Below are 14,096 nucleotides of genomic sequence, written 5' to 3' on the forward strand. Positions count from 1 at the left end.
CTATCCAAAAAGAAAGTAAGGTGATATTATGAGCTTAAGTTGTAGTGGATATAATTGTCCAGTTGAAGCAACGATTCAGCTAATCGGTGGAAAATATAAGGCTGTTATTCTGTGGCACTTGATGGGAAAGACTTTAAGATATAGTGAATTGCATAAACGAATGCCAAAGGCAACAGATAAAATGTTAGCACAACAATTACGGGAACTAGAAAAGGATGGTCTTATAAACAGAAAAGTATATCCTGTAATACCACCCAAAACGGAATATTCTTTGACGGATTTTGGAAAAAGTCTTACACCAATATTAGATGAGTTATGTAAATGGGGAGAAGATTATTTGAATGAAACTCAAACTTTAGAAAAATAGGCAGATAACAAAAAAATTACCTGCCTATTGCACACAAAATTATTTCACAATCTTCCAGTTTTCCCCGTTCTTTTCCAGTACAAGGTTAAACTGTGATACCTGTGTTGTCATGGTCTGGTTATCCAGATATTTCACCGCAAGGGAAGCGGTCACCTGATTTCCGTTTCGATTGTAAACCGGATTCACCAGTTCCGAGAAAATATACTCTTTTCCCACAGGTTTCAGCACACCCTCATTTACATAATAGGTCAGCTCCTTTGCGGTTGCCGTAGGGTACAGCTTGAAAAAAGTGGTGAGAAATTCGTTGATTTCCTCTGTGGTGATGGAATCCACCGTACCGTCACTTTGTACCGCTTTGGGAGTGTAACCGGATTTTACGGGAACACTGGTAATGGTTGGATTCTGGATAATCGTCAGGTTTCCAGAGCCGTCCACATAGACGGTCACCTGATAAGCGGAACGGACAGTTTTACCGGATTCTCCCTCTGTGATATGCTGTTCCACCGTATAGGTCACTTGATAATGCTGCTCCTTTTCTTCTGTGATTTCCCATATCTGAAAATCAGTCAGGGCAGACGATACTGGGATGTCTTTTCGGACAGTATCTACATTCAGGGCTTGCAGCTCTCCGGTGAGATAGCCTTTTAAAGCATTTGTCCGGTTATCAATGGAAGCGGCGGACTGTTCCCATGAATAGTAGACTTCTGCGAAATTCTTCACAAAATTCTCTATCTTGTGGGTGTCGAGGATTTGTTCCTCAATTACTTTGGTTTCATGGACAGTATGAATGTCTATCGCCGTGAAATTCTTATAGACGGCAAACAGGAAGCTCACTGCCAGCAGCACCCACAGGGCAATCACAGTTTTTTTGTGGGTATTGACTTTGTAAACTTTCAGTTTCTTTTCTTTCTGCTTTTTCTGGTTATCCTCTTTTCTAATCTGAATCATATCGGTTCATCCTTTCTTATTTTTTGATTCGTCCGGCTCCGGCAAGGTGCTGTTGCCAGTAGGAGCCTGTCAGGTCTGCATAACCAATGGGATTTCCGGCATGGTACATCCGGTTATTTCCCACATACAGTCCCACATGGGTGATGTAGGTTCCGGCGTTGTAGGTAGAGTGGAAAAAGACCAAATCCCCTGCTTTTGCTTCGGACAGGGGGATGTGCTGCGTTACATTGTACTGTTCCTGTGCTGTCCGTGGCAGGGCGATTCCTGCCTTGCCATAGCACCACTGCACCAGTCCCGAACAGTCAAAGGAAGTGGAGGGAGAATCACCCCCGTACACATACGTCCATCCCTCATACTTTAAGGCTTCCTCCATGATAGCCTGCACCGTTTCATCATCAAACTGTGCCACGGTCAGGTATTGCGATACCAAGAGGACATAGAACATATTTCCGTAGGAATACCGCCAGCCTCCGTTTTTCTCTACCGCAATAGGGTTGGTGTAGGTGACTTTCTTTCCGCCGGATTTGTCCCTTGCGAAGCTCTCTGCCAGTTCAAAAGTGTATTTTTTTCCACGCCCTGCCACATAGTCTAGGAAGCCGCCGCCGTAGTTGTAGGACTGAATCACACTGTTTAAGTCACAGCCCTTTGTTTCTGCCGCTGCGAGCAGTTCCGAGAAATATTTGCAGCCTTGTTTGATGGATTCCTCTGTGCTAAGAGAGTTTGGGGGAAGCCCCAGAGATTCCGAGGACTGCATAACGTCTTCCAGCGTGCCGCCGGACTCCACCTGAATGATGGCGAGCAGCACATTTAAGTATTCCTCTATGCCATATTCCCTTGCATACTTTTCCAGCATAGGTTTATGAGCGAGGACTTCCTGTGATACGCTCACGCCCCCATAGATAAGATTTCCGCCGCTTCCTCCGTCTTCCTCATCCGAGAAGACAATCACCACCAAAAGGAGCAGGGAGAACATCATCACGAACACGCCGGAACAGGCAAAGAAAAGGTGTCTTAATTTCATGGTTTCTCCCCTTTCTTTTGTTTGGCAGCCGCTTTTACCGTTTTTGTCCACTCCTTTCTGGCGGTGATACGCCGGATGGTAAAGTTTGATTCTTTTAACGCAGGGGCAGCCCGTTTTCTTTCCGGCATCACAGGAGCCGTATCGTTTTGGAAAGGTCTTGCTGGACGGGGAGCAGCCTGTGTGATAGTGGGAGCCGTCTTTTGTCTTTCATTTGGCTGGGATAGGGAAGCAGATGGGACTATCTGGCGTTCTGTCCTTACAGACGGCGTTTGTTCATGGTGGATGGAAGCAGCTTTTACCACCGGAACCGAAGCCTGTTCTGCCACAGTTTCCCCATAAGGAACCTGTCCCCGTTCCCTGATGGATAGGGAAGCAGGCTGCATGGCTGGTTTTCCTGCATGATGTCGGAAATCTTCTGGCTGCTTTGCAGTAACAGGGCGTTCATGGACAGGAGCTGCCCCTTTGGGTGCTTCGGAAGCTTTCTGTTGCGGCTGTTTTGCCTGTTCCAGTTCCGCCCTGCGTTCTGCAATGGTCTGTCTGCGGCTTTCTGCCTGTGCGTTTCGCTGTTCGGCTCTGGCAGTTCGGGTCTGGGTCACGCTGGAAGTAAAATCCCGTACTCCCTCTGATACCTGTGTTTTCCCGTGGTAAAGGGCGTACTTTGCATTGACGGGCAAATCCTTTGCCTGCTCCCGAAGCTGTCCGGCAGTATCACTTATCTTATCTTTGGTATCTGCCACCGTACCTACCGCAGAGCCAGCCCGTTTCCATACGGATTCCTTTTCCGGTGCTGCCTGTCCGTCTGGTCTGCTGTGGTCTGCCTGTGTGCGTTTGGAAGAGCCGAAGTGGGAAGCATTTCTATGGTCTGAGCCAGCCTGTTTTCCTGCGTGGTATGCAGCCGTTCCAGTTCCAAAAGCCGCCACAGAACGTCCTAACTTATGCTGTAAACGGTGCATATGGGCGTGCATGAGCATACGGGGTCTTCGCATGATACGGCTCCCCATGCTTTGGGAATCCCCACTCTGTAAGGAGAACATCCCCATCAAATCTCCTAGCTTGAAATAAATTCCGGCAAAAGTCACTATCTGCAAGAACGCCGTCAGGAAGAACGGATATTCCCCAGACAGGTTGTAGAGCATGGTGGAAATACTGAACGCTACCGTGATAATCAGGGTGATTCCGGCTCTGGTAAGGATAGTGTTGAACAGTTTCGTAATGGCACGTTTGGACATCCCTTCAAAAGAGGGAACCATGCTAAGGAGGAAGCTCACAGGCAGGAACATGGCGTAGATGATAAAAAGCACCTGTGAGAAAATCATTATCCCCGTGAGCAGGAATACAAAAACGGAGATACCGATATTGAACATGAACAGGAAGAAGACGGTTCCCAAACGATTGATGGTCTTTGTGATGGTAAGGTTCGTGTTTTCCCTGTCTTCGATTTCCTCCACCACGATTTCTTCTCTGTCCTGTCCGTTGTTTTCGTCTGGACTGGTTGAAAGCAGGTTTTCCACACGGTCTGCTCCAATGCTTTCCATATCTGAATTGCCATATTGCAACAGGAGCCACGGTTGCTTGACCTGAATGGAAAACAGGCAGTCCCGTATCAAATCCACGCTGTCTTTTCCCTGACTTTCCGAGTTAGGCAGCACAATCTTTGTACCAAGGGTCAGGCTGGCATTGCTGATGTCTGCGGAAAATTCATTGATTTTCCCGATATAATCAGGAGCATAAGCGATAAAGGCAGCGGACAGCACGAACACCACCACGAAATTGACAACGGCATGGATGGCTTTTGTGGTTTCCCGTTTGATAAGCCCTGTGTAGGCAACGTAAATCCCCACCACCAGAATGAGAATCAGCAGAAACCCGATATAAAATCCCTCCGAGGACAAGCCGCCTGTGGTAACGCCTGCAAGGGTCTGCATATTTTTCCCAATGGAATCCGCCGTAGAGGAAATGAAGTCCAGCGAGTAGGCTTCCTGAATCAGATACCCCGTGGCGTTGGAAAGATACAGGCTGATTGTCCAGATAAAATTTGTGATGGCATACAGCCCGTACATCACCTGTTTTCCGATACCGTCCAGCCAGTTCCACGGGAGCCAGTCCCATCCGCTGTCCACATAAAAATCAAGCTGGTAGTTGTCCAGAGGGTATTTGCTGTATTCGTTGGCAGCGTCCACCGTATCATCCACCAGTCCGGCAGCGTGGGCGGCTGTGCCAAAGACTGCAAGTAGCAGGAGGAGGAGCAGGAGTGCTAGAAGCACCCTGCCAATCACTTTTCCTGCCATCTTACAAGACAAGCCCTTTTTTGTGTGATAGGGAACTGGGGATTGGTGTCGGTTGGAAGTTCTATGTATCACCATCATTCCACCTCTTTTCTTACGGGCGGTCTGGTATCAAAGGCATGGAACAGGTCTTCAAAGATAGGATGGAACTGTATCACGCCCACACGCCCGTACAAATCACTGATGAGGCACTGTCCGTTTTCCAAGTCACGGAGCCGCTTCTGGTTGTTTTCATCTTCGGAATCCACCCCGAAAAAGGCGAGGGTCTTCTTGATTTCGTTGATGTCTGTGGAACGGAACGCAAATTTCAAGCCCAGATTGTTTTTCAGCTTTTCATCCAGCAAATCATCCGTGTTCTGAGTGACAAAGTAAACGCCTGCGTTCATGGCACGTCCGGCACGAACCAGCTTCATAGAGAGGGTCTTGCCCTGTGCCACCTGTAAGAAGCTCCATGCTTCGTCCAAATCCACAATCTTAAACACGCTGCGGTCGGTGTGGATGAAGTCGAGGGCAAAGGTGCTGATTACAATGAGCATTGCCACGGAAAGCAGCTCCATTGTGGTGTATTCTTCAAATGAGGTTTCCTTATCCGGCAGCACCAAATCCGCTACCTGAATGATATTGAGCTGCTTTTCAAGGCTGATGGACTGTGTGACATCCCCATCCGAAAAGAGCAGGTGTGCAAAGTCATAGTCCGTAAAGGATTCGATATGGTCGGCTATGCTGGTGCTGATGGTGGTTCCCTCCGCCCGTAGTTCCTCAATCACTTTGAAAAGCCCCCGTTCTTCACTGTTTGTTACTGCACGAATAGCTTTCCGAAGAACAGGGAACTTTTCCCCGTCACGGCTGGAAATGCCGGTTAAAAAGGTCAGGATGTCGATTGCCAGTGATTCGGAATCCTTTGGGTTCTCCATAATCACATACGGGTCAAGTAAGCCCCTGTTCTGTTCCTCCGAAGTCAGGTTTACGATATTGATTTCATGGGCGATTTCCGGCAGGGTTTCTTTCCAGCGTCCCCGTTCCGCTTTCGGGTCAACAATGAGAGCCTGTGCCCCAAACAATACGGAATAATAGACAATCATGTTGTTACTGAATGATTTTCCACCGCCGAGGGAGCCGACAAAAGCGGCAGCAAGGGCGTTGGTGACGGAGCCTTTTACTCCTTGACTGGCAAGGGCAGGTTTTAAGTACACGTTTCTTCCCGTATCAAGGCTGTACCCGATATAAATTCCCTCCGTTTCCCCCAACATCTGGGTTGCCCCGAAGCCAAGACCAGCAAGGAAATCACTGGTGACATACTGGATGTAATCGTTCAGATACCGTTTGCTGGCAGGGAGAAATTCCCCATGCAGCCCCAGCATATCCCCAAAGGGGCGAACCAGCTTCACGTTCAAATCGTCATAAAAATCTTTCACCTCATTGCAGCGGCGTTTCAGTTCTTCCAAGTCGGGAGCCGTCACACGCACCACATAGGACAGCTTATACATGGATTCCTTGCTCTGGTCTAAGGTGGATTCCAGCTCATTCACGCTGTCTAAAGCGTCCACCACGTTTGTGCTGGTTTCGCTGTCATTCTGCCATGCGTGGTTGTCCAAATCTTTCAGCTCTTTTTTCTTGTTCCGCACCGTAGAGAGGGCTTTCCGGTTTGTGACAATCTCCACATTCATAGAGGTATCAATGGGAAAGGTAAATTGCTGCTGCTGATAGTAAAAGATTTCCGAGGATGGGAAGTCCAGTTCCCCCACAATGCTGTTGATAGTAAAGTAGGCGGCATAGACCGTCCCGTCTTCCTGTTCGATTTTCAGATACCGCTGGTTTTCCTCTATCAGACAACGGGTGGGTTTGATGAGGTCATAGTATTTCACCAGCGTTTCCTCCTGAAACCGCTTCTTCGGCAGGTAATACTCATAATCTTCGTAGGCGGTTCCGGTCTGCCCGTATAAATGCTCAATCAGATAGCCAAAATCGTCCTTATCCAGCCGTCGGACTTTAAAGCGGCGTGAGATTTTACTTTCCAGCAGTTTTTCCATCTTCTGAAACCGCCAGATTTCTTCATTGCTCATGGAAACAAAATCCCCCATGAGCTTGTGGTTGACTTCATGGAGGAAGTCGGAAACGGCGGTCTTTGCTTCCCTGCGAAACTGTTTCATGGTGACTTCCTGCTCATTAACAAGCAGCTTGAAGCCGATAAAAAAGCGGTAGTCCACCTGATTTTCCCCTATCATGGAAATCAGGGCTTCGGTCTGTGCGTCAATCTTTGCACAGGCAACGTCCTTTAACTTGCCCGTCACTTCCTGTTTGGAGCGTTCCTGTGCCGCCCGTATGCTGGATTCAGTACTGATTTGCAGGGCGTGAATCTTTCCGTCCCTGTTCTGGGCGATAAGCTGCCGGAATGAATCGTGTACCTGATATTTCTGTTCGGGACTTAAAAAGGAATAATTGTAGGGAAGCAGCTCATAGTAAGCGAAGCACTCCCCGTCATGGTTGAACACAAGGTTATTTTCGATATACTTAATCGGATATGCCATAAATATCACTCCTTACTGCCGTGATGGGTTGTGCCGGATATTCCTTTTCCAGCTTCACGGGCTTTCCTGCATACGTTAGTTTCGGGCGTACCAGATATGCCAGTACGGATTTCAGGAAGCCGTAAGGCTTCTTCCCGTCAAAGGTCTTCTGGCACATGAACCAAGTGAGGGCAAAGGGTACGCCGAAATATTTCAAAAATGCCCCGTCAATGAACGAAAGGGGAGGGAGGTTCCCCAAGAGCATAACTGCAAACACAGATACCACGAACCACGCCATCTGTGTGAACGTGATGGGGAATGGCAGCTTAAAATCATTGATGGAATAGAGTACCTTTTCCACCGACCAGATACTGGTATAGCTTCGTATTTTCTTCATATTGTCTGTCCTTTCTAAAAGATGGGGCAGCAAAAGCCGCCCCTGAAATAAAAAAGCCGCCTGTACTTCCAAAAAGAGATACAGGCGGGTCTATCGTATGATTTCATATACGCCGTGGTTCGTGACAATAAAGGTTCCCTCCAATTCCATATCACGCCCATAGGCGGTGTAGTCGATATAGTTTTGTAAGTGTGCCGGAAGTTCCCCAAGCTGTCCGCTTTCTTCCAGATAGTAGCGAGCCACATCCGCCATATCGTCACAGCCGGAATGGCAGATAATATCGTCTTCATGCTCACAGAGTTCTTCGATACTGCCAAAGTAGGATTGCAGCTCTGATAGTTCCTCCTGAATGTACTCCGGTAAGTCCTCCACTATTTCACACAGGCGGTTGACTTCCTCAATGGGGGTATATTCGTCAATCTCAAAGGGAAGCTCATAATCATGGATGGCGTATTCCTCATATTCATCATTCAAACCGATACGTTCTTTGACTTCTTCAAAGTCCACAGGCGGCGTGAACCATGCCCCTAGCAGTTCGCCCTCATTGTATTTGCCTAAGTTGGCAATGTAAATCCGCATTTCTTCCAAGTTCCTCCACCTCCTTTTAGCGATAATAAAAGATACCATTGTCCGTAAACAGGTAGTTTTCGCTGGTTTCCAGTTCCCGACCAATGGAAGCGTAGTCGATATGGTTCAACAGGTCTGGATGTACTTCTCCAAATAGCTGTACCTCCTGCACCAGATAACGGGCGAGGGATTCTCCGTCCTGCACCGGATAGCAGCGTATTTGGTCTTTGTGGTCGATAAATTCCGTAAAGCTGGGAAACCACCGCTTTTGTACCACATCCATTTCATAATAGAGGGGCGTTCCCTGCATTTCCTGTATCATCCGGCAAAGGGCGTTGATTTCCCAGAGCCTTGTGTTGCCCTCCAATGGAAACGGCAGCTCATAGTCTTCAATTTCGATTTCTTCCTCACTCTGAACTCCAAGACGTTCCCTGATTTCTTCAAAATCCACAGGACAGGAAAACCATGCCCCAGGATATTCCTCAAAATCTTCATGGTAAAACCTTGTGGTGTTCAGGATGTAGATTTTCATTTCCTCAATCAGTATCACGTCCTTTCTCTGTCAGGTTTTTGGGGAGTTACGCTCCCCAAGCCCCTAGTGGACTTCCGCCATGAAGCAATCAGAGCTTGCTCCATAACGGAAGTGTAACAAGGGTTTCCTATGCACCGATAATCTTATTGAACAGTTCCAGTAAGATGTCCTTTACACCGTCCGCATTGAAGACCAGACCGACCGCTACAAGGGACACCACCAGAAAACCGATAAGTTTGGAAAATTCCCTCTTAAATCCGAGGTACAGTCCAATCACCACGATTGCCAGCAGCACAAGGGACTGGGCGTTGGATAAAAACCAGTTGTAAAGATTCTGTCCGAAATTCATAAAAGCTCCTTTCTTTCCTGTAAGATTCCTTATGTTTCAAGATTGCCGCCGTTAAAGCACCACCTCCTTTGCAGCGGCGGCTTGCTGCTTCAGGATTTTTTCGTGCTTCTCCGTCAGCTTTGCATGGGTGATGATGTCATGGACAATCTGGGTGTGGTTCATCTTATCCAGACGGAGAGCCAGCTTTAACGTGGGTGCTACCTGATGGGAGAGCCAGTGCAGGGTGCGTTCAAAGGAATAGGGTTCCGGTTTGGTTGTCAGTTTCAGACTTCCCCTGTGTTCCCCTATAAACCACGCCCATTCCTCATTGATACGCCAGTCAGAACGGGGCTTTGCATTGTCCCTGTCCACGAACCGGACATAGCGGTTGATGATTTGAAAGGCTGTCCGTTCTGGATTGTCATGTTCTAACAGGTCACGGATGGCGTAAAAGGCACGCTCATTTTTCAGCCGGATTTCAAAGCGGTTCTTTACCTCTGCGTCTTCAATGGGAATATCGTGCTTTTTGTACTGCTCATAGTCCTTTTCGTAAATGCAGAAGTACACCTCACTTTGGAGGGAGCCGATATACAGGGTGTTCCCCATACATTCTTTTTCCTCACGCCGTACCAGTTCACCGCTGCGGTAGCTTTTGAAGCTGCGGAAGACCGAGATACATTCCTCATTCCGGCACTTCTCTGTCAGATGGGGAATGTTCAGGATTCCCGTTTTATCATTGATGGCAAGGTCAAGCCGCTTCATCACGCCGTCCTCCATGAGAACATCCATAAAAAATTCATACCAGCTCCGTTCCTGTGCCAGAAGATAGCTTTCAAACTGGCGGCAGCCACGCCCTTTCAGTTCCAGCAGCACCCCTTTTTCCAGTTCCGGCGATACCAGAACGAAAATATCACCCAGATAGTAATGTTCTGTGTAAGAATAGAAGCCGTAGTCTTCATGGATAAAGTAGGGGAGTTTTAGCCGCAGCACGTCTTCCACGATATGCTTCACATCCGTAGTGGGAAAGCGAATCCTCACATAGTCAAAGAGCATTTCAAGGGGATTGTCTGGATTGAAGCGTTCCAGAGCTTCCGTGATGGTTTCCTGTAATGCTTCGGATGGATGAGCCTTGCCCGTTTCAATATCACTCAGGTACGGACGGGTAATTCCAGCAGCTAGGGCAAGTTTTTGTTGTGAAATACCGTACAGTTCCCGTTTCTTTTTGATGTCCCGTACCCATGTTTCTTCATTCAGTGAAAATCCCTCCTGTCTAAAAAAGCGTATGTCAACTTTCAGAGCCTTGTTGACATACGCCGGATATGGGGAAAATCCCTTGTGTACTGTGGGATTCTGCCCTGTTGTTTGGTTGTTGCCTGTCGATTTGTACCCCTCTGTTAGATACGAGGGGTTCCTGCTGGCGTGCCTTACGGCACACCAGCCACAGCAGGTCAGTCCGTTTCTGCGGCTTTCGCTTCGCACGCCGCCTGCACTCCCTGCCTGCTGTCTGTGAGCTTTTTTATTTCTTTGAGGAAATCGTGTCCTTTTGGTACAAGGGGCGTGTAAAACTCCGAGATAACGCTGGTTCCCACATCCACATAGCCACGCCCCTTTATCTGCTTTAGGAAGAAGTCCTTTGTGGTTTCCCCAAACATCATTCCATAGCCCATTTCCGACATCCGCCCCAGAGCCACACGGAAATTGAACTGGTCACGGATTCCGTCCCCCAGATACTTTGCGTCTGGACGCTGGCAGGCGAGAATCAGGAAAAAGCCAGCCTGCCGCCCAAGCATAACGATTTGTTTTAACTTGTTAAGGACGGCGGCGTTTTCCTTTGTGCCGAGCATTTCCATAAATGCCACATATTCATCAAAGATAAGGAAATTTGCAGGAAGCCCCAAGTAAGCGTAATTTTCCCCTGTCCGATAATTTTCCATGAGCTTCATGTCTTCACTGCGTTTCATCATTTCTTCATAGAAACGGTCAATGCAGGTGAGCATATCTTCCTTTTTGTAGTACACATCCGGCATAACCGCCTGTAAGTCCGCAAGGTCGGCGTTCTTCGGGTCTAACACGAACAGGACAGCGTTGGTGCGGAGAAGGGCTTCAATAAGCGTCAGGATGAAGTAGGTCTTTCCGCCGCCGGTTCCTCCGGCAATGAGCATATGGGGGAGCTTGTCATACTCCCACCAGACATTTTCCATGAGCCGGAGCCTGCCGTCCTTTGCCTGTACGTCCTCAATGGAAATACGGTTGGCAATGGTATCATAGAGCAGGGTGTACTCCACATAGGAATCCTTTAATTCCTTATCCGTTAGCTCACAGTACAAGCCGCTTTCCAGCTTTTTCTCCAAGTTTAAGAGCTGCTCCTGATATTTCCCCAAGGTGATTTCCACACGGATATGGAGCAAGCCCTGTTTCATCCGGTAGTAGATTTTGGGAAAGTAAGTGATGGTTTCTTTGGAACGGCTGGAAGACAAGTCCTTGAAAAAAGCGTCCTCCTTTCTCTGCTCTGATTCATACCACTTGTTTTCCAACACCATCCTTGCCAGCTTTTGGCGGTGGATGAGCTGCTTTACTTCATCCCTGCGGTATCGCCAGAACAGAAGAACGGCTGTAAGGCACACCAGCCCTGCCACGCCCATGCTGAATAACAGGTAAGGGATATTTACATCCTGTACTATCTGGGAGAGGGACACTTCCTGCCAGTTGGTTCCGGCAATCTGCCGGATATGAAACAGCAGGAAAACCAGCAGGAAGACAGGGAACAGGGCGGCAAGGGCAGTATGGAATACAAGGTCTTTATCCGTGGGATGGATACGTTTTCCACGGGGGAAAAGCTGCTTCATTGGAACAATCCTCCTTTCGCTTTTTTATGTTCCTGTTATTTTACAGGGGGAGCGTCTTTCTTCGGCGGCTGTGGATTCATGGCAGCCCCTTTTTTCAGGACAATATCATCCGCCTTGATGTACCAGTCCACCTCTGCCCCTTGAAAGGTAGCCGTTGCCACAGTATCTGCCACAGGATTGATAAGTTCCACCTCTGCGTTATAATCGAACTCCTTTAACGGCACGCTGGCAGGGATGGAAACCTGAATCATACGCCCCTGTCCTCTGGATTTTAAGTCATAGGTACGCTCCTTGATTTCTTCTGATACCGAGCCGTCTTCATTCTGGAGGTGAACCTCACGGCGGAGGGCAGAAAATTTCAATGCCCCAAATGTTGTTTCCTTGTCAATCACGATTCCGTTTGCTAATCTCATAGTCTGATGTCCTCCTTTTCCTTATGCTTTTACCATATCGTCAGCGTGCAAAATATAGTTGGTAAAGCCCCTTGTGCCGATTTTATAGCCCTCTGCGGTGATACGGGGATTGACGAGCTTTACACGTTCCTCAAAGTCAAAATGTTTTTCTCCGGCTTCGGCAGGGAGGATAACTACAATATCATCCGCCCTCTGTACGTCTGAATACAGGTTGAAGCTGCGGGAGAGTACCGCCATGCGTCCATTGATTCTTCTTTGTTCTGTTTTGTCTTCTCCGGCAAATTCCAAGTTACCGAATGTCTTTTCCATGTTGGGAATAACGAATTTTAATTCCATATAGATGTACCTGTCCTTTCTGAATGTTGTGTTTGATGGTTGGTTTCGGGTGCTGGTCTGGAAGCGGAGGGGAACGCTCCGGCAGTGGTGATTTCTTCGTGGTATCACATCCTTTCTGGTTTTAGGGTAAAAAAATAGACGCTCAGTTTTGAACGTCTATAAAGGAAAGATATTGAGGTCTTGCTGGTCTATCTTATAAATCTGAATGTACTTCGATTGCATTTTTATTGCATTTTTTATTTTTTTCATATAGATTTTAGTGGTTGATAGTTCCTGAAAATGCCTTAAAATCAATGATTTTCACTTATATGGCATACTGTCTGTCTGGAGTTCGAGTAACGCTCTAAAGTCCGGAAAGCCAGTGTTTATGCGGGTTTCCGGGCTTTTTCTTTGCGCCGTGACATTATTATGACATTATTTTTCAGAGCCAGTATAGAGCCAGGGGGCTTGATAGCCTGGTTGCCAATTCTGCAAAACTCTGTTATAATGCCTTCATGGAAGAGTACCCATGACAGGGTGGTAGCCTCCCGAGCCAATGAAACCGGCTTGCCGGAATACATAGGAAGGGAGGTGGCGCTCATGACGGCTTATGAGATCGTTTCGATTTTCATTGGGATATTAGCTTTGCTGATGTCTTTCGGCAGCTTGATTGTTGCGTTGCTTGCCTTTCTCGACAGAGATAGGAATAACAAGCGAAAAAAATAATGCCCCTCCTGTCTGATCCACAGGAGAGGCGCCTCTCACAGAGAGGTAAATAGCCTATTCGGGAGCATCCGCTTTTGGAGTGGGTGCTCTTTCTATGTTCATTATATACTATGCCCCTGGATTTTGCAAGTATTAAAGAAATTTCGGGCAGCGTCAATTTACTTTCGGAAACGAAAGGTCAGAAATCACCCTTGTGATTGGTTTCGATTTGCTTCCCCTATTTTACCAGGTTCCCTACCTTTACTCTACTGGTTTTTTTATCCATCCATTGCTTCTGTATTTTACGGATGGGAAAGAAAGAACTCAAGGGTTCATGAACTGCTGCGCAGCCCTTGACTTCTTTCTTTCTCATCCTGTGTGTAGTACTTATGAATATTCTGAGGTGGCAGAGCCACCCAATCTCATAAAATAAAGCCACCCAATCCGTTATCGGGAGCCATCCGTCTGATGATGGGAGCCATGGCTTTGTCATGGCTCCCTGAGGAGAAATCCGATATGCCCTCAGCCTGGACATCTGATCCGCTCCTTTCCGGCTCCAGCCCATCGGATGGCTGCTCATCCGGCTTGACAGGACATGGCTCACCTGACCCTCTGCATGGCAGCCCCACACGGCACCTGCCTCTTCTGCATGGATTATTATCCCTTTCCAGTTGTTCATCAGATAGTTCAGGCTTTCCTCCACCTCACGGCATTTACTCTCTTTCTCCGTTACATCGATAATCTGGCGGAACAGCTTTTTCACACGGCTGCGCTCTTTTTGATAGATTGCTTCATAGATATCATTCTTTACCTCTGCCGCACTATCCAATAGGTGAACCACCGATCTCTGGATATACTTTTCCAT

General features: G+C 47.7%; 15 protein-coding genes. 2 read left to right on the top strand and 13 right to left on the bottom strand.

Going from position 1 to position 14,096, the window contains the following annotated elements:
* The first annotated feature begins 28 nt into the window (after positions 1-28).
* Positions 29-367 carry a winged helix-turn-helix transcriptional regulator gene (locus tag G614_RS0112485; RefSeq protein ID WP_027642214.1) on the top strand — a complete coding sequence of 113 codons (339 nt, stop codon included), beginning with the start codon at positions 29-31 and terminating at the stop codon, positions 365-367.
* A 39-nt stretch (positions 368-406) separates the two neighbouring features.
* On the opposite strand, the gene G614_RS0112490 is transcribed toward G614_RS0112485, so the two are convergent.
* The 12 genes from G614_RS0112490 to G614_RS0112545 all read right to left on the bottom strand — a co-directional run bounded on the left by G614_RS0112490 (position 407) and on the right by G614_RS0112545 (position 12,547).
* Positions 407-1,315, bottom strand: a complete 909-nt coding sequence (locus G614_RS0112490; protein ID WP_027642215.1) for a conjugal transfer protein — start codon at positions 1,313-1,315, stop codon at positions 407-409.
* A 16-nt stretch (positions 1,316-1,331) separates the two neighbouring features.
* Positions 1,332-2,336: a lysozyme family protein gene (locus G614_RS0112495; RefSeq protein ID WP_027642216.1), complete on the bottom strand. Its 1,005-nt coding sequence runs from the start codon at positions 2,334-2,336 to the stop codon at positions 1,332-1,334.
* The gene (locus tag G614_RS0112500) at positions 2,333-4,699 is read right to left on the bottom strand and encodes a CD3337/EF1877 family mobilome membrane protein (protein WP_027642217.1); all 2,367 of its coding nucleotides are present in this window, start codon (positions 4,697-4,699) and stop codon (positions 2,333-2,335) included. The genes G614_RS0112495 and G614_RS0112500 overlap by 4 nt, the downstream gene beginning before the upstream one ends.
* Positions 4,699-7,149, bottom strand: a complete 2,451-nt coding sequence (locus G614_RS0112505; protein WP_027642218.1) for an ATP-binding protein — start codon at positions 7,147-7,149, stop codon at positions 4,699-4,701. The genes G614_RS0112500 and G614_RS0112505 overlap by 1 nt, the downstream gene beginning before the upstream one ends.
* The gene (locus G614_RS0112510) at positions 7,133-7,525 is read right to left on the bottom strand and encodes a conjugal transfer protein (RefSeq protein WP_005427021.1); all 393 of its coding nucleotides are present in this window, start codon (positions 7,523-7,525) and stop codon (positions 7,133-7,135) included. Before G614_RS0112510 ends, G614_RS0112505 begins: the two co-directional genes overlap by 17 nt.
* A 90-nt stretch (positions 7,526-7,615) precedes the next feature.
* Entirely contained in the window at positions 7,616-8,104 is a 489-nt protein-coding gene (locus G614_RS0112515; RefSeq protein WP_044917697.1) for an antirestriction protein ArdA, read from the bottom strand.
* 25 nt (positions 8,105-8,129) lie between these two features.
* Positions 8,130-8,624, bottom strand: a complete 495-nt coding sequence (locus G614_RS0112520) for an antirestriction protein ArdA (protein ID WP_009009566.1) — start codon at positions 8,622-8,624, stop codon at positions 8,130-8,132.
* Positions 8,625-8,751: 127 nt separating this feature from the next.
* Positions 8,752-8,973, bottom strand: coding sequence for a hypothetical protein (locus tag G614_RS0112525; protein WP_002570387.1), 222 nt, complete (start codon positions 8,971-8,973; stop codon positions 8,752-8,754).
* Between the two features lie 51 nt (positions 8,974-9,024).
* Entirely contained in the window at positions 9,025-10,248 is a 1,224-nt protein-coding gene (gene mobT, locus G614_RS0112530) for a MobT family relaxase (RefSeq protein WP_027642221.1), read from the bottom strand.
* 152 nt (positions 10,249-10,400) lie between these two features.
* A complete protein-coding gene (locus tag G614_RS0112535) occupies positions 10,401-11,798 on the bottom strand; it encodes an FtsK/SpoIIIE domain-containing protein (RefSeq protein ID WP_027642222.1) in 1,398 nt (465 codons plus the stop codon).
* Positions 11,799-11,833: 35 nt separating this feature from the next.
* Positions 11,834-12,211, bottom strand: a complete 378-nt coding sequence (locus G614_RS0112540) for a YdcP family protein (RefSeq protein WP_027642223.1) — start codon at positions 12,209-12,211, stop codon at positions 11,834-11,836.
* 21 nt (positions 12,212-12,232) lie between these two features.
* Entirely contained in the window at positions 12,233-12,547 is a 315-nt protein-coding gene (locus G614_RS0112545; RefSeq protein ID WP_002578441.1) for a YdcP family protein, read from the bottom strand.
* A gap of 579 nt (positions 12,548-13,126) precedes the next feature.
* Between G614_RS0112545 and G614_RS33360 the strand changes: the two genes are divergently transcribed.
* Complete coding sequence (locus G614_RS33360) at positions 13,127-13,252, top strand: putative holin-like toxin (RefSeq protein ID WP_278245990.1); 126 nt, start codon at positions 13,127-13,129, stop codon at positions 13,250-13,252.
* 217 nt (positions 13,253-13,469) lie between these two features.
* On the opposite strand, the gene G614_RS0112555 is transcribed toward G614_RS33360, so the two are convergent.
* The coding region (locus tag G614_RS0112555; RefSeq protein ID WP_027642224.1) for a UPF0236 family transposase-like protein at positions 13,470-14,096 on the bottom strand (627 nt) is incomplete at its 5' end.

The sequence above is a fragment of the [Clostridium] clostridioforme AGR2157 genome, assembly GCF_000424325.1.
Taxonomy (GTDB): domain Bacteria; phylum Bacillota; class Clostridia; order Lachnospirales; family Lachnospiraceae; genus Enterocloster; species Enterocloster clostridioformis_A.

Bases quoted from the DNA above. Each gene is read 5' to 3' on its own strand.
- G614_RS0112535 (WP_027642222.1), bottom strand. From the start codon at position 11,798: ATGAAGCAGCTTTTCCCCCGTGGAAAACGTATCCATCCCACGGATAAA.
- G614_RS0112520 (WP_009009566.1), bottom strand. From the start codon at position 8,624: ATGAAAATCTACATCCTGAACACCACAAGGTTTTACCATGAAGATTTT.
- G614_RS33360 (WP_278245990.1), top strand. From the start codon at position 13,127: ATGACGGCTTATGAGATCGTTTCGATTTTCATTGGGATATTAGCTTTG.
- G614_RS0112525 (WP_002570387.1), bottom strand. From the start codon at position 8,973: ATGAATTTCGGACAGAATCTTTACAACTGGTTTTTATCCAACGCCCAG.
- G614_RS0112510 (WP_005427021.1), bottom strand. From the start codon at position 7,525: ATGAAGAAAATACGAAGCTATACCAGTATCTGGTCGGTGGAAAAGGTA.
- G614_RS0112505 (WP_027642218.1), bottom strand. From the start codon at position 7,149: ATGGCATATCCGATTAAGTATATCGAAAATAACCTTGTGTTCAACCAT.
- G614_RS0112545 (WP_002578441.1), bottom strand. From the start codon at position 12,547: ATGGAATTAAAATTCGTTATTCCCAACATGGAAAAGACATTCGGTAAC.
- G614_RS0112485 (WP_027642214.1), top strand. From the start codon at position 29: ATGAGCTTAAGTTGTAGTGGATATAATTGTCCAGTTGAAGCAACGATT.
- G614_RS0112500 (WP_027642217.1), bottom strand. From the start codon at position 4,699: ATGGTGATACATAGAACTTCCAACCGACACCAATCCCCAGTTCCCTAT.
- G614_RS0112490 (WP_027642215.1), bottom strand. From the start codon at position 1,315: ATGATTCAGATTAGAAAAGAGGATAACCAGAAAAAGCAGAAAGAAAAG.
- G614_RS0112515 (WP_044917697.1), bottom strand. From the start codon at position 8,104: ATGCGGATTTACATTGCCAACTTAGGCAAATACAATGAGGGCGAACTG.
- G614_RS0112495 (WP_027642216.1), bottom strand. From the start codon at position 2,336: ATGAAATTAAGACACCTTTTCTTTGCCTGTTCCGGCGTGTTCGTGATG.
- G614_RS0112540 (WP_027642223.1), bottom strand. From the start codon at position 12,211: ATGAGATTAGCAAACGGAATCGTGATTGACAAGGAAACAACATTTGGG.